24 protein-coding genes and 3 pseudogenes are annotated in these 26235 nt (G+C 34.3%); 15 read left to right on the top strand and 12 right to left on the bottom strand.

Annotation, left to right across the window (positions count from 1 at the left end):
• Positions 1-15 precede the first annotated feature (15 nt).
• Both PSR14_RS17950 and PSR14_RS17945 read right to left on the bottom strand, forming a co-directional pair.
• Complete coding sequence (locus tag PSR14_RS17950; RefSeq protein ID WP_000978258.1) at positions 16-933, bottom strand: hypothetical protein; 918 nt, start codon at positions 931-933, stop codon at positions 16-18.
• Complete coding sequence (locus PSR14_RS17945; RefSeq protein WP_001103101.1) at positions 930-1448, bottom strand: GNAT family N-acetyltransferase; 519 nt, start codon at positions 1446-1448, stop codon at positions 930-932. Before PSR14_RS17945 ends, PSR14_RS17950 begins: the two co-directional genes overlap by 4 nt.
• Before the next feature lie 292 nt (positions 1449-1740).
• Between PSR14_RS17945 and PSR14_RS17940 the strand changes: the two genes are divergently transcribed.
• The 4 genes and pseudogenes from PSR14_RS17940 to PSR14_RS17925 form a co-directional block, all read left to right on the top strand.
• The gene (locus PSR14_RS17940; RefSeq protein ID WP_000115697.1) at positions 1741-2418 is read left to right on the top strand and encodes an MgtC/SapB family protein; all 678 of its coding nucleotides are present in this window, start codon (positions 1741-1743) and stop codon (positions 2416-2418) included.
• Positions 2419-2621: 203 nt separating this feature from the next.
• The gene (colA, locus tag PSR14_RS17935) at positions 2622-5537 is read left to right on the top strand and encodes a collagenase ColA (protein ID WP_098487410.1); all 2916 of its coding nucleotides are present in this window, start codon (positions 2622-2624) and stop codon (positions 5535-5537) included.
• A gap of 540 nt (positions 5538-6077) precedes the next feature.
• On the top strand, positions 6078-6380 hold the full coding sequence (locus tag PSR14_RS17930) for a hypothetical protein (protein WP_000717602.1): 303 nt from the start codon (positions 6078-6080) through the stop codon (positions 6378-6380).
• A gap of 44 nt (positions 6381-6424) precedes the next feature.
• Positions 6425-6800, top strand: a pseudogene (locus PSR14_RS17925) (Tn3 family transposase); the annotation flags it as partial.
• A gap of 93 nt (positions 6801-6893) precedes the next feature.
• Here PSR14_RS17925 and PSR14_RS17920 read toward each other — a convergent pair.
• On the bottom strand, positions 6894-7397 hold the full coding sequence (locus PSR14_RS17920) for a GNAT family N-acetyltransferase (RefSeq protein WP_000636234.1): 504 nt from the start codon (positions 7395-7397) through the stop codon (positions 6894-6896).
• Between the two features lie 257 nt (positions 7398-7654).
• On the opposite strand from PSR14_RS17920, the gene PSR14_RS17915 reads away from it, so the two are divergent.
• From PSR14_RS17915 to PSR14_RS17890, 6 genes are all read left to right on the top strand, one after another.
• A complete protein-coding gene (locus tag PSR14_RS17915) occupies positions 7655-8053 on the top strand; it encodes a DUF2871 family protein (RefSeq protein WP_000737903.1) in 399 nt (132 codons plus the stop codon).
• Between the two features lie 169 nt (positions 8054-8222).
• Positions 8223-9614 (top strand): FAD-binding oxidoreductase, encoded by a 1392-nt coding sequence (locus PSR14_RS17910; RefSeq protein ID WP_061535936.1) that lies wholly within the window; start codon positions 8223-8225, stop codon positions 9612-9614.
• 4 nt (positions 9615-9618) lie between these two features.
• Entirely contained in the window at positions 9619-10587 is a 969-nt protein-coding gene (locus PSR14_RS17905) for a bile acid:sodium symporter family protein (RefSeq protein WP_061535937.1), read from the top strand.
• A gap of 12 nt (positions 10588-10599) precedes the next feature.
• Positions 10600-10947, top strand: coding sequence for a DUF4260 domain-containing protein (locus tag PSR14_RS17900; RefSeq protein ID WP_001172036.1), 348 nt, complete (start codon positions 10600-10602; stop codon positions 10945-10947).
• A gap of 23 nt (positions 10948-10970) precedes the next feature.
• Positions 10971-11498: a GrpB family protein gene (locus tag PSR14_RS17895; protein ID WP_074540696.1), complete on the top strand. Its 528-nt coding sequence runs from the start codon at positions 10971-10973 to the stop codon at positions 11496-11498.
• A 134-nt stretch (positions 11499-11632) separates the two neighbouring features.
• Positions 11633-12238, top strand: a complete 606-nt coding sequence (locus PSR14_RS17890; RefSeq protein WP_074532821.1) for an FMN-binding negative transcriptional regulator — start codon at positions 11633-11635, stop codon at positions 12236-12238.
• 348 nt (positions 12239-12586) lie between these two features.
• On the opposite strand, the gene PSR14_RS17885 is transcribed toward PSR14_RS17890, so the two are convergent.
• From PSR14_RS17885 to PSR14_RS17865, 5 genes are all read right to left on the bottom strand, one after another.
• Entirely contained in the window at positions 12587-12775 is a 189-nt protein-coding gene (locus PSR14_RS17885; RefSeq protein WP_000592020.1) for a Phr family secreted Rap phosphatase inhibitor, read from the bottom strand.
• Complete coding sequence (locus PSR14_RS17880; RefSeq protein WP_001102715.1) at positions 12772-13866, bottom strand: Rap family tetratricopeptide repeat protein; 1095 nt, start codon at positions 13864-13866, stop codon at positions 12772-12774. Before PSR14_RS17880 ends, PSR14_RS17885 begins: the two co-directional genes overlap by 4 nt.
• 256 nt (positions 13867-14122) lie before the next feature.
• A complete protein-coding gene (locus PSR14_RS17875) occupies positions 14123-15589 on the bottom strand; it encodes a YdiU family protein (protein ID WP_048557153.1) in 1467 nt (488 codons plus the stop codon).
• A gap of 178 nt (positions 15590-15767) precedes the next feature.
• On the bottom strand, positions 15768-16766 hold the full coding sequence (locus PSR14_RS17870; RefSeq protein ID WP_000646405.1) for an NADP-dependent oxidoreductase: 999 nt from the start codon (positions 16764-16766) through the stop codon (positions 15768-15770).
• 109 nt (positions 16767-16875) lie between these two features.
• Complete coding sequence (locus PSR14_RS17865; protein ID WP_001041183.1) at positions 16876-17271, bottom strand: helix-turn-helix transcriptional regulator; 396 nt, start codon at positions 17269-17271, stop codon at positions 16876-16878.
• A 475-nt stretch (positions 17272-17746) separates the two neighbouring features.
• On the opposite strand from PSR14_RS17865, the gene PSR14_RS17860 reads away from it, so the two are divergent.
• From PSR14_RS17860 to PSR14_RS17845, 4 genes and pseudogenes are all read left to right on the top strand, one after another.
• On the top strand, positions 17747-19366 hold the full coding sequence (locus PSR14_RS17860; protein WP_142328657.1) for an FAD-dependent monooxygenase: 1620 nt from the start codon (positions 17747-17749) through the stop codon (positions 19364-19366).
• A 217-nt stretch (positions 19367-19583) separates the two neighbouring features.
• Positions 19584-20060, top strand: a pseudogene (locus tag PSR14_RS17855) (type VII secretion protein); the annotation flags it as partial.
• Positions 20048-20839, top strand: coding sequence for a hypothetical protein (locus tag PSR14_RS17850; protein ID WP_050541425.1), 792 nt, complete (start codon positions 20048-20050; stop codon positions 20837-20839). The pseudogene PSR14_RS17855 and the gene PSR14_RS17850, both read left to right, overlap by 13 nt.
• 531 nt (positions 20840-21370) lie before the next feature.
• Entirely contained in the window at positions 21371-22315 is a 945-nt protein-coding gene (locus PSR14_RS17845; protein WP_001226327.1) for a glycerophosphodiester phosphodiesterase, read from the top strand.
• Positions 22316-22358: 43 nt separating this feature from the next.
• On the opposite strand, the gene PSR14_RS17840 is transcribed toward PSR14_RS17845, so the two are convergent.
• The 3 genes from PSR14_RS17840 to PSR14_RS17830 form a co-directional block, all read right to left on the bottom strand.
• The gene (locus PSR14_RS17840; protein WP_000236536.1) at positions 22359-23036 is read right to left on the bottom strand and encodes a YdcF family protein; all 678 of its coding nucleotides are present in this window, start codon (positions 23034-23036) and stop codon (positions 22359-22361) included.
• A 93-nt stretch (positions 23037-23129) separates the two neighbouring features.
• Positions 23130-23639 (bottom strand): DUF3916 domain-containing protein, encoded by a 510-nt coding sequence (locus PSR14_RS17835; RefSeq protein ID WP_098487408.1) that lies wholly within the window; start codon positions 23637-23639, stop codon positions 23130-23132.
• Positions 23632-24483 carry a LysR family transcriptional regulator gene (locus tag PSR14_RS17830; protein WP_000351704.1) on the bottom strand — a complete coding sequence of 284 codons (852 nt, stop codon included), beginning with the start codon at positions 24481-24483 and terminating at the stop codon, positions 23632-23634. Before PSR14_RS17830 ends, PSR14_RS17835 begins: the two co-directional genes overlap by 8 nt.
• 106 nt (positions 24484-24589) lie before the next feature.
• Between PSR14_RS17830 and PSR14_RS17825 the strand changes: the two genes are divergently transcribed.
• Positions 24590-25810 carry an MFS transporter gene (locus PSR14_RS17825; protein ID WP_142328656.1) on the top strand — a complete coding sequence of 407 codons (1221 nt, stop codon included), beginning with the start codon at positions 24590-24592 and terminating at the stop codon, positions 25808-25810.
• 99 nt (positions 25811-25909) lie between these two features.
• Here PSR14_RS17825 and PSR14_RS17820 read toward each other — a convergent pair.
• Positions 25910-26119 (bottom strand): annotated as a pseudogene (locus PSR14_RS17820) (hypothetical protein).
• Positions 26120-26235: the final 116 nt, after the last annotated feature.

The following is a 26235-nucleotide window of genomic DNA, read 5'->3' as shown; positions in this document are numbered from 1 at the left end:
TCGGAAGGTGTATAATTACCTTCCGACTTCTTTTTGATACGTAATCCAGGTAGCACAAGGATTGAAAGGAACGGATTTTAATATCTCCATTGCATATATACTTGTTGAATCGAATTCACCTTGAATGAAAGAATAGCCGTGTTTATTTGCATACATAAATTGTTCGAAAACGAGCAGTTTCAGTAAGGATAAATCGTCTTTCGTGTGAGTTCCGCACCATCCTAGTTCTACCGTATTATCCTTTTCTGATGTATGGAGGAAAGAGTATGCCATAATTTGATGCTCTTCATTTATAATGAGAAAGCTCCCATCTAGTAGTACGTCATCAGCTAAAATCATCTCTTGCCAAGTTTGTAGTGGGAATGAGGCAACGGGATTTGCTAGGTGGGTTTGCTCATAATTTTCTTTTACTAAGTAGGCTAGTTTTTCTAATAAATTATTATTTGATACGATGTTCGATAAAGTTTGTACATGATAATTTGAATTAGGGACTATATCGATAGAAACTATTTTTTGTAAGTCTAATATCGGCATATATGTTCTTCGAATTTCCGTAAAATTATGTTCTTCAAAAAACGTTTTTAAATGAGCTGATGTTTCCCATATAGAGGTTTGTAATGGGAGTTTAAAGTTTTCTCGCTTTTGAATCTCGTTTAATAAAAATTCTTCAATGTGTAGCTCTGCATAGAAAGGATTCGTATATATTCGAAAGTATGTGCAGTATGGATGGAAGTTACTGCCCCAGGTGAAAAAGATGCCTACTACATCTTTTTTATAGTAGGCAACATACGCACATTTTGTTTTATTATCTCGTAATAAGTGAAATACGTACGATTCTTCATTGTATAAATCAATAAGTTGTTTTACTTGTAGCTCATTATTTTTACTATACTTCTCTATAACAAGATTATTTTCATTGGAGGACTTCATCATAGCTCAATCCAAAAACGTCTTACTACATTCCCATCTTCCTCAATGAAATCCTCATCACGAAGCCCGCCGTTATGTAAAATTGTTTTTTCTGAAGCAGTATTTACTTCATCGCAAACGATCAGTGCTTTCGTGATGTTTAATTGCTTCGCTTTTTCCAGTGATAATGCTAGTAATTTCGTAGCATAACCTTTTCTTCTTTCAGAAGGGCGAATGCCATAACCGATATGACCGCCAGCGTTAAATAAATGTTCGGTTAAACTATGACGTATATTAACAGCTCCTACGATCCTATTATGATCTGTAACGAGCCAATACGTAGAATCTGGTACCCAAGAGTCAGGAAGATTTATTCCATTATGTGCATCGAGTAATTCTTGTACCATAGCGGGGAAGTTAGAAGGATCCTTTGTAATAACCCACGGAATCATCGTTTCACCGCTATCTTTCCATTCGTTATAAAAATCTAAGTATTCTTCTTGTAAATCGATAGTAGGTGTAAGTAAAGAGACGTTCATTGTTAATAAGCTCCTTTATTTATGTAGTATGTATAAAAAAATTACGACACAAAATGAAAGCGTTTTCTTAATTTTCTCAACCTCATTTCATGTTATCCACCTTTGTTTTTTCAAGAAAATGATTGGATGTTTAAAATTAGAAGTTATTTATTTTATGTTAATATTTAAAATATTAACATAAAACGACCTAGGTATTAAGTGTATTTTAGTAAAATTCCTTCATATCGATAAATAGATGTGTGTGATAATTTTTATTTTATCTATCTATAATGAATGAAAGGGGGAAGAGCTCGTGAGTGTAAATATTGATTTCATTATACGAATCGGTGTTGCTGGTTTGTTAGGAGCAATAATCGGTATTGAAAGGGAAATTCGATCAAAAGAAGCGGGCTTAAAAACACATTTCCTAGTAGCGGTAGGAAGTGCTTTAATAATGGTCGTTTCGAAATATGCTTTTTCAGATATTATGAATGAAGATCATATGGCACTAGATCCGAGTCGTATTGCAGCGCAAGTTGTTAGTGGAGTAGGTTTTTTAGGTGCAGGTACAATTATTATTCAAAAGCAGGCGGTGAAAGGATTAACGACAGCAGCTGGTTTATGGGCTACAGCAGGAATTGGATTAGCAATTGGTGCTGGTATGTATGTAGTAGGAATTGGAGCGACGATTCTTGTTTTAATTGGTTTAGAGATTGTAAGTCGTATTTTTAAGGTGCAATTTTTATTTCCGCAAAATATAATGGTGCAAATGTGTATAAATAAACGTGAAGCAGTACAACAAATATTAGAAACACTTCATATGAAAGGCATTCCAATACTTTCATATGAAGTGGAAGCTTCACAGCAAGGGATAGAAATTGTTTATAAGGTAGGGATGCAACTGAAAAACATATCGTCAGAAGAAAAGAATGAGTTTATTCAGCATATGCAAACATTACCAGAAGTTACATTCATAAAGTTAAAATCATAGTTTTGAAAACGAGGATAGATGTAGCGGGAATTTCGCTATTATCTATCTTTTTTTGATATAAAACGCACATAAAGTCAAGTGTTAATTTTGCATGGTATGGATACATGTGTGAACGTTACCTTATTTTTTCTCAATACAGTATAAAAAGTGAAAATAGTAAAATAATGGTGCGGTACACTAAAAAATGTAAGGTAGGGGAGAGCATGAAAGGCTATTCAAAAAAAGTGTTAATAGGGGTAAGTTTTGCTAGTTTCATGTTAGGGAGTTTTCAAGGGGACGCATTGGCAGAAGGTACAAAGGGAGAGCAAGTTTCATATCGGAATGTGCTCAAAATGGAGCCGATTGGTTTACAATTACCAGTGCAAGAATTAGCTCATTCATCAAAAGTGCTGGAAAATAAGTCTTTTGAGAAAAGGCTACAATTTGCTGATTTGTCCCAAAGGCCACCTGAAGTGAAAAAGGAAAGTAAGCAATTAGCTGTAGCGAAAACGTATACAATTGCTGAATTAAATCAATTGAGCAATCAGCAGTTAGTGGACTTACTTGTAACAATTGATTGGGAGCAAATTACTGGGCTATTTCAGTTTAATAAGGATAGTCTTGCATTCTATCAAAATGATAGTAGAATGCAGGCAATTATTGATAAATTGAACCAGCAAGGACAAGCTTATACGAAAGATGATTCAAAAGGGATTGAGACTTTAGTAGAGGTGTTACGATCTGGTTTTTATTTAGGATTTTATCATACAGAATTAAGTAAACTAAATGAGCGAAGCTATCATGATAAATGCTTACCTGCACTAAAAACGATTGCGAATAACCCGAATTTTAAACTCGGTACATTAGAACAAAATAGAGTTGTCTCATCATATGGAAAATTAATTGGAAATGCTTCAAGTGATGTGGAAACGATTACATCAGCTGCAAAGATTTTTAAACAATATAATGATAATTTTTCTACATTGGTAGATAATCTTTCAGCTGGAAATGCGATTTACGATATTATGCAAGGTGTTGATTACGATATTCAATCGTATTTGTACGATACGAGAAAAGCACCGAAAGATACAATATGGTATCAAAAAATTGATAGCTATATTAATGAATTAAGTCGTTTTGCCTTAATTGGAACGGTGACAGCGAAAAATGGTTGGTTAATTAATAATGGTATTTATTATACAGGTAGACTTGGTACGTTCCATAGTACAGAAACGAAAGGGTTACAAGTTGTAACAGATGCCATAAAAATCTATCCGTATTTAAGTGAGCAATATTTCGTAGCTGCTGAGCAAATTGCGACGAATTATGGCGGGAAAGATGCGAATGGTAAAGTGGTTGATCTAGATCAAATAAGAGAAGATGGTAAGAAAAAATATTTACCGAAAACGTATACGTTCGATGATGGAGCAATTGTGTTAAAAGCTGGAGATAAGGTGACTGAGGAAAAAGTAAAACGTCTATATTGGGCGGCAAAAGAAGTGAAGGCACAATTCCATCGTACGGTTGAAAGTGACCAGCCGTTAGAAAAAGGAAACCCTGATGATGTATTAACGATGGTTATTTATAATAGCCCAGCTGAATATCAATTTAACCGTCAATTATACGGATATGAAACGAATAACGGCGGTCTTTATATAGAAGGAACAGGTACGTTCTTTACTTATGAACGTACGCCAGAAGAAAGCATTTATAGTTTGGAAGAATTGTTCCGACATGAGTTCACGCATTATTTACAAGGTAGATATGAAGTGCCAGGACTTTGGGGACAAGGGAAGATGTATGAGAATGAGAGATTATCTTGGTTTGAAGAAGGGAATGCGGAGTTTTTTGCAGGTGCAACGAGAACAGATAATGTTGTACCGAGAAAGAGTATTATAGGAGGCATATCTTCAAATCCAGCAGAACGTTATACAGCAGAGAGAACGTTAAACGCAAAATATGGAACGTGGGATTTCTATAATTATTCCTTCGCTTTACAATCGTACATGTACAATAAGAGATATGATATGTTTGACAAAATTCATGATCTTATTAGGAAAAATGATGTAACAGCATATGATGCATACCGCTCTGCTTTAAGTAAAGATGCGAATTTAAATAAAGAGTATCAAGACTATATGCAAATGTTAGTAGATAACCGTGAGAAATATAATGTTCCATTAGTATCAGATGATTATTTAGCGACGCACGCACCGAAACCAGTTTCAGATATTGCAGCAGAAATTACAGCAGAAGCAAAATTAAGTAATGTATCAGTTAAGAAAAACAAATCACAGTTCTTTCATACATTTACACTACAAGGAACATATACAGGTACGACTGCAAAAGGAGAATATGAAGACTGGAAATCAATTACACAAAACGTAAATGATACGTTAAAACGTTTAAGTGCGAAAGAATGGACAGGCTATAAAACAGTAACAGCTTATTTCATAAATTACCGTGTGAATGCAGCAGGACAATTTGAGTATGATGTTGTATTCCATGGTATTAATACAGAAGAAGGTGCTGTGAATAAAGTGCCAGTTGCGGTTATAAATGGGCCCTATAGTGGAAATATAAATGAAGCAATTTCGTTTAAAAGCGATGGATCAAAAGATGAAGATGGGAAAATTACTTCGTATAAATGGGAGTTTGGTGATGGTACGGTAAGTAATGAACAAAATCCGACTCACGTGTATACAAAAGAAGGAACATATACAGCGAAATTAACAGTAACAGATGACAAAGGATTAACGAATACTGTTACAACGAATGTAACGGTTCAAAAGAAAGAAGATAATAGTGTAGAAAAAGAGCCGAATAACTCATTCCAGACAGCAAATAAACTGCAGCTAAATCAAATTTTACGTGCTAGTTTAGGAAACGGTGATACGAGTGATTACTTTGAAATAAATGTGGAAACAGCGAAAAACCTGCAAATTAATGTAACGAAGGAAAATAATATTGGAGTAAACTGGGTTCTTTATTCGGAAGCAGATTTAAATAATTATGTTACGTATGCCCAGCAAGAAGGAAATAAGTTAGTAGGAAGTTACTACACGTATCCAGGGAAATATTATTTACATGTGTATCAGTATGGCGGGGGAACAGGGAATTATACGGTAGAAGTGAAATAGTAAAAAGGTCGCCGTGAGTGGCGACCTTTTTGTTGCGTGTTATACAAAAAAATTTACAAAAGCTTGATAGGCACTACCAAGAGAAAATAACGTAGCTACCATATGTGCAGTCCATTTAGGCATATTTAATTTCAATACGGTATTGTACAAGATTCCATATAAGGGGTTCTGCCGACGAAACGCGGAAATTATACGCTAAGCATAAGTTTACCAATAAAATAAAAAACAAAGTCTGTAAATTTATGTAAAATAATGATATGATTTAATTGAATATAAAGAAAAAGGAAACCGATACAGCTTGTGCGTATGCAGTGCATTTTGGTCTAGGTCGCAGTCTTTTAATGTGCTCGAACTACAGGAGGAGTAAGCATATTCCCGATGGATCCATTTCTGCACTTCCATTATTTAGGAAAACCCCTGGTATCCAAGACTAAATTTTACCCATACATCATTTTTTGATGTAGCTCTTGAAGATAAAAACTATTTAATTTTCAAGGAACAGTTATTAACTTAAAACTTATTATACTAGGAGGGTGTATCATGAAAAAAATATGCTTTGTATTAATTGTCGACGCTGGTATAAATTATGGTTCAATATTTTCTCTACCATTTTTAAGGAATCACGATGATTTGAAGGAATATTTTTCTGAGTATTATGATGTTTCGATTAATTATATTAGGGATAAAAACTCAGTTGACTATTTGGTAGTTCCCAAACCGTGTCCACCTTTTGATAATGAAAATAATCTTCCAATAATTGAAGTACCAGCAAACTTATTTATGGAAAAGGATTTTGAAAAAATAAAGACTTATATAGACAATTATTTTTCTAATAACTCATAAAGAAAATAAAAGTATAAAAAGAAGTCCGATAAAAAACGAGTGGTGAAGATTCAATGAATAAGGCACAAGCAACATTAGTAAATTACCAGCACCAACTAGATTTAGCTTCTTATTGGGGAGATGGTACCACTTCGTCTTCAGATGGGATGGGCATGCAAATGGAGGTTTCATCTTTACATGCAGACGCAAATCCACAGTACGGAACAGGTAAAGGTGCTACCATTAAAGTCCGATTAGTGAAGGCTAATAATCAGTGGGAGATGAAGAAAACCCCCACTAATTAAAGTTTCACTTTATCGCTTTATGAGTGATCAATTCTCTAGCTTTCATACAAAAGTGATTAATCCGAATGCTAGGGATGCCGTTCATGACATTGATGGTTTACTACATCACGAAACAGATTTACATATTGAAGAGCATTCTATTGGATCATTACGCCTCTTAGAACATAAATAAAACCCTTGATTTTCTGCTTAGCGTAGATAGATCAAGGGTTTTTCTTTCAAAATCTTTTTACGCGTTATAGCCGAATAATTTTAAATCTTCCCCTGAGTTCGAAATGATCTCTTCGAACTTCAATCCTACTTTTTCTAAAAGCTTTCCTGACTGGATGTTATCAGTAGTAGTAATGGCTACAATTCGTTTCAGACCTAGTTTTTGTACTCCGTATTCGATTACAGCAGAAGCTGACTCGTAGCCATATCCTTTCGAACGGAATTTCTCTAAAAAGGCAAAGCCGATATCAACATCTTCTAATGAATCTCTTTTAATAAGGCCACACATACCGAGCGGAGTGAGATCTTCTTTTCGTTCTACTAAGTAAAGGCCGAAGCCCATTTTATTATACATATCAACGGGGCCGTTTAAGATGTATTTTTTTGCATCTTCTAAGTTTTTAATCCTTTTATCACCGATATACTGAATCCATGCAGGATCGTTTACTAACTCGAGAATAAATGGAGCATCTTTTAGATGAAACCAGCGAAGAACGAGTCGTTCCGTTTCAAGAACTATCACAATCTACTGCACCACCTTTAACATTTATAATCATTAGTATGGATTGTGTAATACAAAATCGCAACATATTTTACAAGATCCCGGATTGTTCACATAAAGTTCGTTTGTTTTGCATAAAGGGATATTTTATAATTAGAATTGATTGTAAAGAGTGAGATGCTTATACAATGACTCCTAGGTGACTAGGAGTTTTTACTATATAACTATCATTATTACTAAATATGACACACTACACATTCTACTCAAGGAGGTATATAATGAAGAAATTATATAATGCATCGTTTACGTATTTGATTATCGGTTTATTATCAGGGATTTTCGCTAGGGAGTATGGAAAGTATAAAGGGATTGTAGGATCTACTTTGTTAAACCTTTTACATACACATACACTTGTACTCGGCTTTTTCTTCTTTTTAATTGCTTTAGGATTAGCAAAAGTATTCGCGTTTCATGAAGCGAAAAGTTTTAATAAGTGGTTTGTTGTACATAATATCGCATTAATATTAATGTTAGGTTCATTGGCAGCAAGAGGGCTTCTTCAGTTAAATGGAGCGGACTTTAAAGGGTTAACTTATATTGTTGGGTTTTCTCATTCGCTGATGGCATTTACTTTAATTTGGTTTATGTTGTTAATAAAGAAGTCATTTAAAATATAGTTTTATAGAAAAGAACTTGCAGTAATTGTTGCAAGTTCTTTTTTTATTCGAAAGTAAGAAATGAATTTCGTATATGTAAAACTTGAATTATTTAATTTTTCGGATTATTATGTATAAAATAGTTAACATATTTTGTAATTCAAATTTATAGAAAGTAGGAGAGTGTAAGATGGAAATAACGGTAGAGCGTTTAGTAAATGAATTAAAGGGTGTACTTCCCGAAGATCGAGTAGTAATTAATACAACAGTAAGAGAGTTACATAGTAAAGATGAATCTTATCATGCTAGTAGTTTACCTGATGTAGTAGTTTTTCCGAAAACGACCGAAGAGGTTAGCACGATAATGAAAATAGCGAGTGAGCACGGGACACCCGTCGTTCCGTTTGGGGTAGGTTCTAGTTTAGAAGGACATGTAATTCCTTATGAAAAAGGAATTACGGTTGATTTTTCATTAATGAACAAAATTCTTGAAATAAGAGAGAAAGATTTTCTGGTGAAAGTCCAGCCAGGAGTGACTCGTTCTCAGCTCAATAAAGAATTGAAGAAATACGGATTGTTTTTTAGTGTGGATCCAGGAGCAGATGCAACGTTAGGGGGAATGGTTGCTACAAATGCAAGCGGAACGACAGCGGTTAAGTATGGAGTAATGCGTGATCAAGTTCGTGATTTAGAAGTCGTTCTTGCTGATGGGGAAGTAATACATACTGGGAATTTAGCTGCGAAGTCGTCATCAGGTTACCATTTAAATGGTGTTTTCGTAGGATCAGAAGGTACGCTTGGATGCTTTACAGAGTTAACATTAAAAGTATACGGCATACCGGAGCATGTTATGGCCGCGAGAGCATCGTTTCCAACTATAAATGATGCAGTAGAAGCTGTTATTAACATATTGCAAGCGGGTATTCCGATTGCGAGAATTGAACTCGTTGATGAACTATCTATGAAACAAGTCAATCATTATAGTGAAACAAGTTACAGAGAAGAACCTACATTGTTTTTAGAGTTTCACGGTAATGAAGCAGGGTTAAAGCAAGATGTTGAATTTACGAAGGAAATTGTTTTTGATCATAAATGTAAAGAAGTTGCTTTTGAAACGGAAACTGCAGCGAGAAATAAATTATGGGATGCACGGCATAACCTAGCATATGCTTACGTTCATAGCTATCCTGGTAAAAAGCTTATGAGTACAGACGTATGTGTACCAATTTCAGAATTGGCTGGGGCAGTTCAACATGCGAAAGATACATTAGATAAGGTTGGGCTTGTTGGTGGTATTCTTGGTCATGTAGGAGACGGGAATTTCCACGTGCTCTTAATGGTTGATCCAAACGATAAAGAAGAAGTGGAAAAAGCAGATGAAATAAATGAAAGTATCGTTCTATATGCTCTTAAACGAGGAGGAACATGTACAGGGGAACATGGCGTTGGTATTGGAAAACGGAAGTATCAGGAAGAAGAACATGGGGCGGCATTATTCGTAATGGAAAAAATAAAGAGAGCTCTTGATCCGCAAAATATTTTGAATCCGAATAAAGTTTTTCAGTTAAAGGATAGGGGATGATGGGGTGAAAGTACTAGAAGCGATAAGTAATATAGCTGGAAAGTATTTTGCGTTTTGGGTTATTTGTATTGCAACTATTGCGTATTTTATTCCCGCTCCATTTCTCGGGTTAAATAGTTACATAACGATTTTACTCGGGGTTGTTATGTTTGGGATGGGGTTAACATTAAAGGCTGTTGATTTTAAAATTATTGCTACAAAACCATTGCCAGTTATTATCGGTGTATGTGCTCAGTTTATTATTATGCCACTTGTCGCATACGTACTAGCCTACGTTATGAATCTGCCAGCAGAATTAGCAGCTGGATTAGTATTACTCGGTTCAGTACCGGGTGGCACCGCATCAAATGTTATGGTTTATTTAGCAAAAGGAAACTTAGCGTTGTCTATTGCAATGACATCATTATCAACGTTACTAGCACCAATTGCTACACCTCTTATTTTATTATTACTTGCAGGACAATGGATGCCGGTTAATCCTATGTCTATGTTTCTTTCTATCGTACAAGTTATTATCATACCTATTATTTTAGGATTAGTAGTGAAGAAGTTATTCCCTAAAACTGTTACGAAAGGAATGACCGTTATCCCTTTCATATCGGTTGTAGCAATTATCATTATTGTTTCTGCAGTTGTTTCAGCGAATGTAAGTAGTATTACTTCTTCAGGCCTTCTTATCTTTATTGCCGTTATGCTCCATAATGCTTTCGGTTTTTTACTCGGATATATAACAGCATTCATACTTAGACTAGACGAAGGGACAAGAAGAGCTATTTCAATAGAAGTAGGAATGCAAAATTCAGGTTTAGGTGTTGCGCTAGCAACAGCACATTTTGGACCAGCTGCCGCCCTCCCAAGTGTGTTAGCAGCAGTATGGCATAACATTGCAGGACCGATTTTAGCAACCATCTGGTCAAAAAATGCAAAGGATACTTTCAGTGATGAAACTTTATCGGTAAATATAGAAAAATAGGAATGATAAAGAATGCAAAAACGTATTGTACATTTTGAAGGGCTAGTTGTTTTCATAGCTGCGATTTATGCGTATTCATTATATGAATTTAGTTGGATAATATTTTTTCTGTTCCTCTTAGCTCCGGATTTATCAATGTTAGCGTATGGTATAAATAATCATGTTGGGGCTAACATTTATAATTTATTTCACACATATATCATATCGATATTAATTGTTATCATAGGTGCTTATTTTAAGATAGATATAGTTATTATGATAGGCCTAATATGGACAGCACATATTGGAATGGATCGAATGTTTGGATATGGATTGAAATATGAGACGGATTTTAAGGATACTCATATTCAGAGGTTATAGTTGCTTTTGAGGAGAGGGATACTTTGAAACAGAGAATTACTATCGAAGAGTATAACATCAAATGGGAAAGTGAATTTAATAAATTACAAACTCTCATTAACGATGTAATGGAAGACAGTATTTTATCCATTGAACATGTTGGGAGTACATCTATTAAAGGACTTGCAGCAAAACCAATATTAGATATTGATATCGTAATAGAAGATTATGGGTTTTTTCCTAAAGTAGTAACAAAGCTTGAAGCGATAGGATACTATCATCAGGCAGAATGGAGCTACAAAGGGAGAGAGGCGTTTGGCAGAAAGGACGCTTTCGTTCCGTGGGACGGAGAAAGTACAGATTGGATGGAACATCATTTGTATGTGTGTGATAAAGAAAGTGAAGAGCTAAGAAGACATATAGCGTTTCGGGATTATCTTCGTGAACATGAAGGTGTTGCTGTTGAATATGGACATTTAAAGGAAGAGTTAGCAAGAGAGGCAAAAAGTAGAACGAGCTATAGTGAAGGTAAGACAGCATTTATTACAAATATATTAGAAAAGATAAACTAAGGCGGCATGGAATACATGCTGCCTATTCTTTTGAAATAGAACGCTGCCATTATAAAACAAATACAAACTGGCCCTGTTGAATGCCACAAGACTTAAATATAATGAGAAATAAAAGACCGGAAAAGAGGGAGTTTATGTATATACCAAAATATTTCGCAATACAAGATGAAGAAATGAAGTACGAAATAATGGAACAAAATAGCTTTGCAACGTTATTTTCTCAACATAATGGGGAACCATATGCGACGCATTTACCGTTGTTATTAAATAGGGAGACCCTTATTTTACATGGTCACTTCGCACGGCCGAATGAACAGTGGAAAGATATTGGGACTCAGCAAGTACTAGCTATATTTCAAGGACCACATAGTTACATCTCTCCGTCATGGTATGAAACAAACAATGCAGTACCAACATGGAATTACGTTGCAGTGCATGTATATGGTGAATTAGAAATTGTTGAAGATGAACAGGAATTAATAGACTCTCTTCAAGAGTTAGTACATAAGTATGAAGATCCGGAGAGCACCTACTCACTTAATGATGTAGACCCGAATTATATGGGAGGATTAAGTAAGGGGATAGTTGGGTTCAAAGTAAAGATAAATAAAATAGAAGGAAAAGCGAAGTTAAGTCAAAATCATTCTGTAGAGAGACGGAAATTAGTTGTGGAGGAACTTGAGAAAGTTGGTAGTGAGGGGAGTAAGGGGATTGCGGAATTGATGAAAGAAACAAAATGAGTTTGGTAAAATAAAGGTGATTTACTAATTTTGTAGAAATATATTTTACTTGCAAGAAAAATGCCTCCGTAGCTCTAGAAGGGAAGAGCGCCGGAAAACATGTCGCACCGGGTCGCAAGGCGAAGGTTTCAGAAGCACCGAAAAGAAAATAAGCTGAGACAGGTGGAATTCCTGTCGGTGAAATTCCGTAGGGAAGCGTGTTCCCCTTAGCCTATGCTAACGAAAGGAGTGCGGGTTCGAATCCCGTCGGATGCATATGGAAACCTCTATATGAAGAAACATTTGATTACATTAACTCTAAATAAGCGCATTTAAAAAAGACCCTCTTAAATGAAGGTCTTTCGTTTTTTAAAGTGTTTTTTCAGCTGTTGTTGAGTTATAGTCTTTACCTACGTCAACGGATTGAACAAGGTCAGGCCTTTGTGGTGCAGGGAGATCGGCGTGACTTGCTTGATATGTAAAAGCACTATTTATCCCAATAGAAATAATACCAATAACAGACAGTCCTAGAACGACAGAACTAATTTTTTTAATCATTTTAGAGCTCCTTTCTCAAACGTTTTTTCTTTTGCTTGTAACGCTTTATGAAAATACTCACTCGCTTTCACATGATTATTTTCATCATAAAATTTAGTTGCTAATTTCTCTGAATATTCTTGAGTGTAGTTATATAAAGATTCTTTGTCGAAATACGTAATTCCTTCAAGAATAATCTTTTCTAGATCTTCAGTTGTCTCATTATTGTTAAGGGAATTTAAAATTTTAAAATGAAGTATATATTCAATATTGTTTAGTTCTGTACAAACTCCCAATCCTTTTTTTATAAATTCTTCAGCAATGTTTATTTCACCAAGTTTATAATGCTCTCTGGCTTGTAAAAAGAGTGCTTTAAAGTGTGTAGGCACTTTTGTTGTTACCTCTGATAAATGTCGAATCGCTAGAGAAGACAGGTTTTGACTTGCATAGAGCCAACCTAGATTATTGCGAACGCTTAATACTAAATCCTTTTCGTTTAGTTTTTGTAAAATTGAAAGAGCAGAATTGAATTTTTCCTCTGCTTGTTCATATTGTTTTAGAAATACACATGAGGAACCTATTATATTGTCGCAAAGTGCTAACTTTATCTCAAATCCATTTTCAGTCATGAAAATATTTCTGGCTTTTGTTGCTTGCTGAATTGCATCAATCGGTTTATAAAAATGTTGATTAAAGATAGCGAATCGGTAATTATATTCAGCTTCCTCTAGTTTATCTGAAACATTAACTAATAGCTTTTCAGCATTTTCATAATGTTCACTTGCTAAATTATAATTTGTTGTTAAAGTAGCATGAATCGCTTTAAATAAATGATAGTAGTAAGAAAGTTGGTGATTAGGTGAAATCGCGTAAGAATCTATTTTATTGAAACTGTCTTTTGTGATGCTTAAACCATCAGTTAAAACTTTGAAACGAAAATCTAGTAGAGAATAGTATAATGCTAAGTTTTCATCTTCTTCAAAGTTTAGTTCTTTTTCCTCAATTTCATGCTTTAAGTTTGTTGCCTGGGACACATCTTGTTTTAGCATAGCTAAATACCAATCATTAAATAATTTTGTAATTTGTTCATTACCTTGTAGTTGAACGTTCATGAAATCCCCTCGCTTTTTGAATATTCTTATAAAATATAGTATCAAAAATAACAATATTTAGAAATACGATTTTTATTTCTCAATATTTGTTTAACAAACTTTTCAGTAAGCCGATTGGAATAGTATTAATTTGTTTTGGAGTAAAGAAAAGGTGTCGGGGGAGGGGGCATTTTAAATTTCTAGTTGAGAGGTGAAAATATAAAAAAGGGTGCGTTCACACAATTTGTATGAACACACCTTTTTACAGATTAAACAATCAAGTCCCACAAAAAGTACGATAAGGGCGATTCGTAGGCGCAGGTGGAAGGCAGTATTCTTCTTGATCTGTAGAATATGCATAAGGATTTGCTAGAGCTTCAAGAAGTTTTTCCATTACGCTATAGTCGCCATTTGTGACAGCGGCTTCTAGTGCTTCTTCTACGCGATGGTTTCTTGGGATGATTGATGGGTTATTATTTTTCATCATTTCGTAGGCATTTTCTTTCGATTCATCTTGTTTTTCTAATCGAGATTGCCACAGTTTGTACCATTCTTTAAATTCAGGGCTATCGAATAGAGGGGTATTTTCTAACGTATTAAGAGTTAATGAACGGAATGTATTTGTGTAATCCGCTTTAAATTTCTCCATCATTTTTAAAAGTTGCTCAATAAGTGATTGATCTTGTTCTTCGTTGCTAAATAGTCCTAATTTCTTTTTCATTCCAAGGAACCAATGGTTTTCATACTGTACGCTAAATTTTGAAATTTCGTCTTGAGCAATCTTTAATGCTTCTTCTTCATCTTCGTGTAGGATTGGTATTAAGGATTCAGCTAGTCGTGCGAGATCCCATGCGGCCATATATGGTTGATTTCCATATGCGTAGCGACCTTGTGTATCAATGGAGCTAAATACAGTTCCTTGGTCGTAATTGTCCATAAATGCACAAGGGCCGTAATCAATCGTTTCACCACTAATCGTTATATTGTCAGTGTTCATTACGCCGTGAATAAATCCAACAAGTTGCCATTTTGCGATAAGACTTGCTTGTCTTTTAATGACCTCTTGTAGCAATGCAGTATATCGGTTTTCATGATCTTCAATTTCTGGATAATGCCTTTTTATTGTATAGTCAGCTAGTGATTGAAGATCCTCGATAGAACCGCGAGCTGCAGCATATTGAAATGTGCCGACGCGTATATGGCTGCTTGCTACTCTAGTTAAAATAGCTCCAGGTAACTTTGTTTCACGATATGTTGGTTCGCCTGTTGTGACAACTGCTAAACTGCGGGTAGTTGGAATATCAAGTGCATACATTGCTTCGCTAATAATATATTCACGTAGCATTGGACCGAGTGCAGCACGACCATCACCGCGGCGTGAATACGGAGTAGGACCAGAACCTTTCAGTTGAATGTCAAAACGTTTACCTGAAGGAGTCATTTGTTCACCAATTAAAAGAGCACGACCGTCGCCTAACATATTAAAATGTCCGAATTGATGACCGGCATATGCTTGAGCTAATGGACGAGCTCCTTCTGGGAGTGCATTACCAGCGAAAATAGCGATTTCGGCTTCCTTCTTCAATTCTTCAGGATTAAAGCCAAGAGATATCGCAAGTGAATGGTTTAGCTTAACTAACTCCGGTGAACTTACGGGAGTAGGGGGGATTTCTGTATAAAATGATTGTGGTAAAGTCGTATAACTATGGTCTAAATTCCAACCAGCTTCATTATTTTTAGTCATTTTATCTCCTCCTTGTTTATTTTTTTATTATGTATTTGTACGTATGTATTCTTTGTAAAATTAGCTAAAAGTATAATATGATATTTCCCCTTGCAATCTATTGTAAGGACTTCACTGCACTATGTCTATTTAACAGTAAATATAAAAACTCCATTTGAAGAAAATGGAGTTTTTATTATTATTTCATTTTTACAATTATTTTCCCCTTTGCTCTTCCAGCCTCTGAATATTCCATTGCTTTTTGCGCATCTTCAAAAGGGAAAACTCGATCGATTACAGGTTTGATTTTTCCGGCTTCAATATAGTTTGCGATAGTACGTAATTGATCTCCGCTTGGCTTCATAAATAAAAATGAATATTGAGCATTATGCTTTTTTTCAAGTGCAGTAAGTTTTTTACTTGCTAATGAAAATAAGAATGTTTTAAAAAATCCAGAACCAAATTCTTTACCGAAACGAGCGTTTGGCATTCCTGAAACGGAAACAATGTTGCCGCCGCTTTTTATAATATTGAATGATTTTTCAAGTGTTGTACCACCAATGGTATCAAATACTGCATCATAATCTTTTAGTATTTCTTCAAATTTTTCTGTTTTGTAATTAATAATTTGATCTGCTCCAAGAGACTTTACTAAATCGGAACCAGCTTCACTAGCAGTTGTTGTAACGGTAGCGCCCATTATTTTTGCTAACTGAATTGCGAAAGTACCAACACCACCAGATCCAGCGTGAATTAAAATCTTTTGATCTTTTTGTAATTGCATAATGTCATGTAATGCTTGATAGGATGTTAAGCCAACAAGTGGAATTGAAGCAGCTTCTTCAAAACTTAAATTTTTCGGTTTTAAAGCTATGTCATCTTCATGAATGGCTATATACTCCGCAAAAGTACCAATCTTATTTTTTCTTGGACGTGCATATATTTCATCGCCGACTTTAAAACGAGTTACTTTTGATCCAACCTTTATGATGACACCAGCAAAGTCATTCCCAAGGATTAGGGGCATTTCATATTTAAGTAACACCTTTACTTTTCCATCGCGTATTTTAAAATCAATTGGGTTAATACTAGCTGCATGAATTTCTGCGAGCACTTCATGCTCATTTATTTCAGGAATAGGTACCTCGGCCATACGCATTGGGACTTTTCCGTACTTATCAATTATCATCGCTTTCATTTCTTATACCTCCAAATTTCAATAAAGTGAAACTTTAATCAGTGGGGGGGTCTTCATCCCCCACTGATTATTAGTTGAACCAATCGGACTTTTATGGGCAGTTGATCCCCTATCTAAATTCTTTGCTTTCGCTGAATTCTGAGGTGGGGGTCTTACTGCCCGTTAAAGTGGGATAAAAGTTGTGCAATAGCTTTTCGATATCTAATACAAGATTTTTTAATAAACTTAATTTTGTACGTATATCAATATAATAAAAGTTTTTTGTACCTTCTTTTCGCATTAAAATAATACCGGCTTCTCGTAAAATTCTAAGGTGATGTGATACCGCTGGTCGAGAAAGGTGTGTTTGTTTCGTAATTTCACCTACACGTAATCCTGTTTGACATTCCGTTTCCATGAGAACTAACAAAATAGCTTGACGTGTTTCATCGCCAATTGCTAATAATACTTTTTGAGAATCAATAAAATCTTTTTTTATAACATTTAATTGTTCTTGTTTATTCATTTCAATTACTTTACCTCCTGCTAATGAGTCGAAAGGTTTAAGATGATGGACCATTACTTCGATACGGTAATGCTACATGATTGTTGTATGAGCTGCAATATTGGGAAAGAAAATCGAGACGAATGAAATTTTATGAGTTGAAAATGGTAGGAGATAGAAAAGGCTTAATAATACGTTGTTTACAGATGAGGATGGTTAAGTCATTGCACAAAAAATTAAGCGGTCGTAACTCTATATAATTTATTGGGTTACGACCGCTTATCATGTTTTTATTATTTTGAAGTGAGTTGTTTCGTTTTACTCTTTCATACATGCATAATTCAAGCAGATTATAGATGTATGAAAAAGTAAAAGTAATTTGGGGCGTAATCTATCTATATGATAATTTAAAATGAAATATAAGTCTATATCTTTGTTGTTTTTTTGATTATATTTATGTCACTGAGCTCAGAACAATGATGTGGAGGATAAGTATATGGAATCGAATGATGTACCAGTTTTAATTGTTGGAGGGGGATTATCAGGATTAGCGTCTGCGTTATTCCTTGCAAAACATAATATTGAATACTTGCTTATTGAAAGGCATCCGTCTACTGCCATTCATCCGAAAGCAGGTGGAATCACTTTTCGTACGATGGAGTTATTTCGAGAATTAGGTTTAGAACAAAGAATTAGATCAGCGGGTAAAACATTAGAAAATTGCCGAGGAAGAATAGCTGTTCATACAATAGCTGAGGCGAATCAGGAAGAATTCGCACAATTGAGGGTGACTCAGTATGGAAACGATGAAAAATTACTTCGAAAAGTAAAAGAGATTAGTCCATCAAAACAAACTGCTTGTTATCAAATTACTTTAGAAGAGATGATGTTACAAGAAGCGAGAACATTAGGCGGAGAATTATCTTTTTATCATGAATTGGTTTCTTATGAACAAAATGAGCAAGGAGTAATCGCAACGATTCGAAATCGTGAAACGGAAAAAGAGAGCGTTGTTCATTGTGACTACGTAATTGCAGCGGATGGAGCGAAAAGTAAAATACGTGAGCAGCTAGGGATTAGTACCGAGGGCCGTGGAACAATTGGTGGTTATTATATGAATATTTATTTTGAAGCGGATTTAAGTGAATTTATACAAGGAGATGCATTTGGTTTTACTATGGTACTTCATCCTGAAGTTCTTGGTGCGCTTATTCCAGTTGATAACGAAAGAAGATGGATTTACCATGTATCCTACGATCCATTAAAAGGAGAGCAACCAGAAGATTTCACTATAGAACGTTGTAAACAAATTATTCAAACCGCAATAGGAAGTACAAATGTTGAGTCAGAAATAGTAAGTGTTTTACCGTGGGAAGCGACTGAAAGTACTGCTACAAAATTTCAAGATAATCGCATTTTTTTAGTTGGTGATTCTGCACATATTATGCCGCCAACAGGAGGGTTTGGTTCCAATACAGGAATACAAGACGCACACAATCTAGCCTGGAAATTAGCGGCTGTTATAAAAGGAAAGGCAAAACCAAAATTGTTAGAAACATATCATGAAGAGAGATATCCTGTTGCAAAATTAACGACAGATTATGCGAGTAGTTTACTGTTTCGTGCTGCGAATAGAGAGGAAGGCAGTCTGAATAATATGGACGGTTTAGCTGTGACTGTTGGGTATCATTATAGTTCAGATGCAATAATAGATGAATCAGTCATTCCACATAGAATGGATAGCGTAGAGTTGAACGGGAGACCTGGAACGCGAGCGCCACACTTTTGGGGGATGTATAAAGGGAAAGAAGCTTCTATATTAGACTTATTTGGTAACAATTTTGTATTACTTACTGGAGTAGACAATAGCTCTTGGGCTGAAGCTGTATTTGATGTTTCATCTAAATTAGGAATAAATATTAAACTGTATCGAGTAGGTGGAAGTGGAGACTTTATTGCTCAAGAAAATGTTTTTCGTGAATTATATAGGATAGAGAATGGAGGAGCTGTATTAATTAGACCAGATGGCTTTATAGGATGGCGTTTGGCAAAAGCAGTGGTAAATCCAGATGTAATGCTGGAAGAGGTAATGGGTAATTTATTATGTGATTTTTAAGTAACTACGGAAGTATTGTCTTATATAGGACGATACTTCTATTTTTTTAGCTTACAAAATAAAGATTGTGTAGTGAAGAGACATTACTATTATAAAAATATATGTAAATTAATTCCCTTTATTTTTTGTTGTTAGAATTTTTTTAGTTTTTAGTTATAAGTGTTGGCAATTACTAGATTGAATCATTTTTTTATTGTATTATATTTCCTAGAGGTTACAGACTACATTACCTTTAGCCGAAGTAAAGCAAATAAATGATGTAAAAAGACATGTTTTATCACCAAAAGAATTTTTTAAAGGTTCATTGAAATTAAAAACAAATGCTTTAGGTTATGCAGCTGTAGGATGGGATGTAATTAATGATACAAAGGAAAATATTGAAAATAAAGCGTCAAAAACTAAGCTAGCTGGTGATATTATTGGTGATGCAGCAATTGGGGTTGGTTCTACTGCTGCTACTAGTGCATTAACTGGTGCTGCAATAGGTACAGTAATTGGGGGACCAATTGGAACTGTAGTTGGGGCCGGAATTGGCTTTGGTGTTTTTATCGGGATAAGTTGGTTAACAGATGGAATCAAATTTAACAAAGGTGATTGGAATCATGATGGCAAACAGGATTCGGTAAAAGATAGAGTTAAATCAGGAATTGGAAATGTATTAGATAAAATTTTTAAATTTTTATGGGGTGTATAATGGACAAATATAATGGCAACAGCATAGATGATTGTATGCGGATATTAATACCATTTGATATAAGAAATATTGTAGGGGCCTTTGTGTGGGTTATCATGAATTTTATGCTACTCATCATTTTATTCATATTTCCACCGTACAATATATACTCTTACGTAGCTTTACCATTTTATGTGATATGTAATCTATGGGGAATTTGGGTTTCTATTCATAAGCCTCGGCAGCCTCAATTGCAACATTTATTATATTCTGGATTTGTTGCGTTAAGTATTTCATTTTGTAGTTTTATAGCTGTGCAAAAGTTAGCTTACGAATTCGTAGAAATAGAATCTCCTTTATTTTTTATTCTATCGCTTATTGCATATAGTTTAATTGTTTATAAATCTGAATTATTCTGGATTAAATATTTTACAGCTCGCTTAAGGGGGATCACTGATCAAGATGTGAAAATCTCTAAAATTGTATATTTTTCGGGTTTAGGTTATATGATTGGTCAAGTTAGTATTGGAATTTTGAGCCAAAAAGCTATGGCGATTGTGCTAATCGTTATTTTTTCATTTATTTCAGTTGTTTTCCTAGCGCTAAGTACACATTTGTATTTTTACTTTGATTTCAAAAAACAAGGTATTACTTCGCGACATTTAAAAGAATTATATTTTCAAAAGAAGCCTAAACTGTCAAGGAAGGAAAGGAGACAATCCGTGGCTGCTTTGGGACATGTAAATATACCACATTCTCAAAAGAAACCTAAACTTGCAAGAAAGGATATACGAAATTAAGAATTTGTAATTAAGTAAAGCCTAGATTTACGTAAATATCATGTCAAATGACAATAGAATTTTATCTTGTATGAATTGAAATTAAAGAAGTTAGATAGGAATCGGGCTGTTCGGAAAAATTCGATGTGTTCAAATACTAATTAGTATAAGATAGATATATAACTTATACTGATTAAAGCTTTACCGTACTGAAAAAATAATATTCACAAATATTAATAGGTTTGGTATGATTAATTTCGACAAGTTAATCGAGGCCGGAGATATTTGAGATAAGCCATAAATTTATTTAAGGATACAGAAGTGTCCTCTAAATAATTTATGGCTTTTTTTATTGATGAAATGTAATCAATAGGAAGTTACATGTGAATAGGGGGGATATGGAAAATAAATAGTATAGTAATAACATAGGGGAATTATATTTGTAAGATTGGAATTTTAATATAAACTTATAAAAATGATGAAAGTATATCTTCTATTTCGTGTAAATCTCATTAACTTGTTGAAATTTGTAACGTAGGAAGGGTTAGAAGGATGAGAAAAATTATTAGCGTTTTAGTTATCTTCTTTATGACGGGAAGTATCTTTGCTGGGGGAGCTGTTCATGCGAAAGCAGAAGGAAAGCATGAGTGGAATAAGAATAAGTTTTTAAATATTGCACATCGCGGAGCAAGTGGACATGCACCTGAGCATACTTTTGCTTCTTATGATTTAGTGAAAAAAATGAAAGCGGATTATTTGGAGTTAGATATTCAATTAACTAAGGACGGCCAGTTGATTGCAATGCATGATACGGCAGTTGATCGCACGACAAATGGTACAGGTGAAGTACGAGATAAAACATTAAGTGAAATAAAGAGTTTAGATGCAGGATCGTGGTTCAATAAAGCGTATCCAGAAAAGGCTAAGCAAGAGTACGTTGGTCAAAAAGTTCCGACTCTTGAAGAAATTTTCCAAAAGTACGGAAGAAGCATGAAGTATTACATTGAAACAAAATCACCAGATGTGTATCCAGGAATGGAAGAGAAATTATTAGCTTTATTAGAAAAATATAATTTAATAGGTCAAAACATGTCTTCTAGCCGTGTGATGATTCAATCATTTAGTAAAGATAGTTTAACAAAGATTCATAGTATGAATGAAAATATTCCGTTAGTTCAACTGCTTTGGTATTATCCAAATGAAAACAATGAGATTGTTGAATGGTCTGCTATTACACATGAACCGAAACGTGTAACGAATGAAGATTTTCAAGAAATTAAAAAGTATGCAGTTGGTATTGGACCAAACTTACGTAATGATAACGGAGAATTAATTATTGATGAGTCATATATGAAAATAGCTAGAAATAATGGACTGCTAATTCATCCTTATACAATTAATGAGAAACCAGATATGAGATTGTTAATAAAATGGGGTGCTACAGGAATGTTTACAAATTATCCTGATCGATTACATAGTGTGTTAAAAGAAAAATAACTAGGAGAAAAGGTATACCGACATTTTGGTATACCTTTTTTTATTATGCTAGATTATAGTAATAGGATACATATTCTTCTAAACCTTCAACCTCATTTTCAGGTGGCTCAATGCCGCCCTTTCTACCGTAGCAAATATTTCTCAAGTATTCTCCAAAAATCATAGAGCGACTTTTTTCATTTTCCATCCAATTATATCTATTAATGATAAACTCACCATCGAAACTTGTATCAAATGTATATGGGATACACGTAATAGTTTTAGGTAAATGTTTTTTTAATACTCGATATTGCCGACCAGCGCCTAAACTTTTGCAAACAAATAGTAGCTGATTAATCTTTGTAAAATCAAAAATCTTTTTCGCTTCCATTACATTAGCGATAGAATGGAGGGAGTTTTTCTCGAATAGGATAGCATCTTTTGGTACGCCATGTTCAAGTAATTTATTTACAATTACTTCTGCATCTGACAAATCCCCGTAATTCCAGCTCGGATGTTTCATGCCATGTAAACTAGTACCACCTGTAACGATAATTTTATTTCCTAAACCTTGTCGATAAGCTTCTAGAGGAGCTTGCCAATTGCCAGGGTGTGAACCGCCGAAAACGAATATTGCATCACATTTTTGTGGTGTTATTTCTTTTAGAAAAGTGATTTCTGTAATTTGATCGATTTGTTTTTTCGTAAGAGTAGGGACATCAGGATATTTAGGTATTACCATTTGAAAACCTCCTATATAATAAAATGACAAATTCATCATATAGCAATTTTAATAAGTGGAAAAAGGGAAGCTTTTCATTTGAAAGTACCCCTTTTAAGATAACTCTCCAATAAACCAAATCTCTTTTTTATCGATTGTATCTTCATCATAAATGACTTCTTGAAAGTGAAACAGTTGGGCAGTAGGGCGAATTGAAATCCCCCATGTTTCCCAAAAATTAATTTCATTTGAAAGAGGGACCCAATTTTGAAATTCACTATTTCTATTGAAAAAATTTTGAAAGTAGTCATCGTTTTTAAATACGATAATTTGCGATCTCCATAAATTTTCTATAGAAATTATAGTAACAACTCGATATGTATGTGTATCATTCGGTTTTATTTTTATTAAATGATTCACTCGATCTATGAAGGTTTGTATACATAATCGTTTTACTTTTCTAGGTGTTTTATGAGACTCGATAAAAGCTTGAGAAACTGGTAAAGGCATATACCAATATTCATCGTTATAGAAAGTAGAAGGGAATATTTTTGTATGTTCCTCAATGCGTTTAATCATAGTGTTTGTTTTTCGTTTCATCCCACGTATTTTCTTTTCATGCATTGTGAGTCATCTCCATAAATTTTTGTAATGCAGCTGAGCGAAATATGTCTTTTCTAGTAATGAAAGTAGTAGGAACCTTTTTGAAGCTATTTGGTAAAGGGTTGAATGATACGTCATGTTCATGTCCCTTTAAAATTGATTTCATCATAATCGCTACGCCTATATTTGATTTTACACATGCAAGTATCGCTTCGATTGTTCCGAATTCTAATACTCGTTTAGGCGAGATGTCTTCTTCTTGAAGCCAGTCTTCTAATAAACTTCTATAATAGCACCCGTGACTAAAAGCGAGTAAATTCATATCTTCTATGTCTGTAAGAGAGGATAAAGGTTTTTTACTAATGAGAACCAATTCTTCTTCATGAAATACAGTTGTATGGAGTTTATTATGCTGAGTAGAGCCAGCTATAAACGCTCCGTCTAGTTTTCGCTCTAATACAAGCTTAATTAGTTGTTCAGTCGTATTTGTTTCCAAAATCAATTCGACTTCTGGGTACCTCTCATAGTAGGCCGTTAATATAGAGGGAAGCCTTACCGCAGTTGTAGATTCTGTACACCCAATTTTTAAAGTACCTTTAGGATCAGTTCCATTACTTTGAACCGCTTTTATAGATTGATCCATTAAGTGGATAATTTGTTTGGCGTACGTTAATAAAATCTCACCGTTAGAAGTTAAAGTTACACCTTTTCCGTTTCTGTAAAATAAAGGAACACCTAATTCATTTTCTAGTTGTTTCATACGCATCGTTACGCCTGATTGCACATAGTTCAAATTTTTCGCTGCGTGAGAAATATTATTTTCCTTCGCGACTTCGTAAAATACAGTTAAATCTTTTATGTCCACGTATCATCCCTCCGAAAAGGTATCAATTTTTTTGATGGATTATATGATGAATCTTTATTTTATATGATATCAGAACTTTCATACAATGGAAGGGGGAGGGATTATTATGTTGATTGAAGAAAGGGTGAATAGTACTTATAAATGGGTTATGTTAATTGTTGCGACGATTGCTCAAACAACAGCGACACTTATAACGTATGGTGTCGGGGTTTTCGCTTTATTTTGGAAAGAAGAATATGCACTTACGAATACGGAGAGTGGATTATTAGTAAGTGTTGTAAATGTTGGACCGTTATTTTGTATGCTTTTTGTCGGTCGGCTACTTGATCAATATAATGAAAAAATATTAATTTCTATCAGTTCATTTTTGCTAGGGAGTTCGCTTTTACTGACTAATATAGTAAATGGATTTAATGGGTTATTATTTGTACTTTTATTAATAGGAATGTTTTATAGTGTTTCCCAGCCAGGAGGAAGTAAAGTGATTTTAAAATGGTTCCGAAAAGAAAATCGCGGATTAGCGATGGGAATAAGGCAAGCGGGTATACCGATTGGTGGCGCGTTAGCGGGAGTGTTAATCCCGTTTCTTACAGTACAATATAATATGACTTACGCGATCAATAGTATCGCATGCATTTGTATAATTGGAGGGCTATTATTTTTTATGTTTTACAAAGAGCCATATGTTCAGGAGGAAGCGAGGAAAGGACATAATAACATTTCCTTTTGGATGGAGCTAAAAGTAGTGATATGCAAAAAAGAGTTGTATCCAATTTATATAACGGGTATTTGCATGATTTCATTACAAATGGTGTTAGTTGGACACTTCATGAAATTTTTAGCAGGGGAACAATCGATTACATCTATTGTAGCCGGAACAGTATTTTCAGTTATGTTCTTTTCTGGAATGATTGGTCGTATTGCATTAGCAGCTATTAGTGATGTGTTGTATAAGGGGAATCGGCGTATACCTTTATTTATAGCTGTCTGCGCTTCTATCGGCTTGATTTTATTGTTAGTAATGAATATACATACAATAATGAGTGGAGTCTTGTATAGTGTAAGTGCATTGTTAGGATTCTTTTCAATTGGATGGTTTAGTCTTTTTATAGCCGAAGTTGCTGAATTGGCAAGTGAAGAATCTGTAGGAATAACAGTGAGTGTAGCACTTACATTAAATCAAATTGCTATTATTGTTGCACCTGTTTTATTTGGTTATATTGTGGATGAGAAAGGGTATGCGTATGCGTGGTTATGTATAGTAGTATTGTTAAGTATCTCGGCAGTCAGTTTATATAGAAAAAACAAGAAAATAAAAGAAAGTTAGCAATGTAAATTTTTTATGAAGAAAATATAAAGAAATGCCGAGTGAGCGACATTTCTTTTTTTATTTGTTGTATAATCAAAGTATAAATGAGATTCATTTTCAATGAAGTTCATTGCCTGTAATTTTAGCTATAATGATTTGTTTTTCTTTATCGTTATTTACATGATTTATTTTGTTTGAAAATTTTTAGTATCATTTCCTTTTAAAGTTGTAATCTATTTTACTTAATATTAAATTATAACTATATTCCATTGTAGGATAATGAAACGTCATATCATCTAAACGATTGTTTCTATCTGTGTTTTTCATCTTAACAACTCCGTTTCTTATCTTGTGTAACAAATGTTACATAAGATGTTGAAATTATAGTAGGGTGCATCCGATTGTATGGTGGAAATTTTGCGAGAAAGAAATACAATAGAGAG

Source organism: Bacillus sp. A01H (assembly GCF_045277205.1).
Taxonomy (GTDB): domain Bacteria; phylum Bacillota; class Bacilli; order Bacillales; family Bacillaceae_G; genus Bacillus_A; species Bacillus_A paranthracis.
The sequence above is the reverse complement of the archived record's forward strand: the minus strand, read 5'-3'. Positions and strand labels throughout refer to the sequence as shown.

Coding starts and splice junctions, on each gene's coding strand:
- PSR14_RS17825 (WP_142328656.1), top strand. CDS start 24,590: ATGTTGATTGAAGAAAGGGTGAATAGTACTTATAAATGGGTTATGTTA.
- PSR14_RS17910 (WP_061535936.1), top strand. CDS start 8,223: ATGGAAATAACGGTAGAGCGTTTAGTAAATGAATTAAAGGGTGTACTT.
- PSR14_RS17840 (WP_000236536.1), bottom strand. CDS start 23,036: ATGGTAATACCTAAATATCCTGATGTCCCTACTCTTACGAAAAAACAA.
- PSR14_RS17945 (WP_001103101.1), bottom strand. CDS start 1,448: ATGAACGTCTCTTTACTTACACCTACTATCGATTTACAAGAAGAATAC.
- PSR14_RS17885 (WP_000592020.1), bottom strand. CDS start 12,775: ATGATTAAAAAAATTAGTTCTGTCGTTCTAGGACTGTCTGTTATTGGT.
- PSR14_RS17890 (WP_074532821.1), top strand. CDS start 11,633: ATGTATATACCAAAATATTTCGCAATACAAGATGAAGAAATGAAGTAC.
- PSR14_RS17870 (WP_000646405.1), bottom strand. CDS start 16,766: ATGAAAGCGATGATAATTGATAAGTACGGAAAAGTCCCAATGCGTATG.
- colA (WP_098487410.1), top strand. CDS start 2,622: ATGAAAGGCTATTCAAAAAAAGTGTTAATAGGGGTAAGTTTTGCTAGT.
- PSR14_RS17875 (WP_048557153.1), bottom strand. CDS start 15,589: ATGACTAAAAATAATGAAGCTGGTTGGAATTTAGACCATAGTTATACG.
- PSR14_RS17835 (WP_098487408.1), bottom strand. CDS start 23,639: ATGCATGAAAAGAAAATACGTGGGATGAAACGAAAAACAAACACTATG.
- PSR14_RS17860 (WP_142328657.1), top strand. CDS start 17,747: ATGGAATCGAATGATGTACCAGTTTTAATTGTTGGAGGGGGATTATCA.
- PSR14_RS17850 (WP_050541425.1), top strand. CDS start 20,048: ATGGGGTGTATAATGGACAAATATAATGGCAACAGCATAGATGATTGT.
- PSR14_RS17930 (WP_000717602.1), top strand. CDS start 6,078: ATGAAAAAAATATGCTTTGTATTAATTGTCGACGCTGGTATAAATTAT.
- PSR14_RS17845 (WP_001226327.1), top strand. CDS start 21,371: ATGAGAAAAATTATTAGCGTTTTAGTTATCTTCTTTATGACGGGAAGT.
- PSR14_RS17880 (WP_001102715.1), bottom strand. CDS start 13,866: ATGAACGTTCAACTACAAGGTAATGAACAAATTACAAAATTATTTAAT.
- PSR14_RS17915 (WP_000737903.1), top strand. CDS start 7,655: ATGAAGAAATTATATAATGCATCGTTTACGTATTTGATTATCGGTTTA.
- PSR14_RS17900 (WP_001172036.1), top strand. CDS start 10,600: ATGCAAAAACGTATTGTACATTTTGAAGGGCTAGTTGTTTTCATAGCT.
- PSR14_RS17950 (WP_000978258.1), bottom strand. CDS start 933: ATGATGAAGTCCTCCAATGAAAATAATCTTGTTATAGAGAAGTATAGT.
- PSR14_RS17865 (WP_001041183.1), bottom strand. CDS start 17,271: ATGAATAAACAAGAACAATTAAATGTTATAAAAAAAGATTTTATTGAT.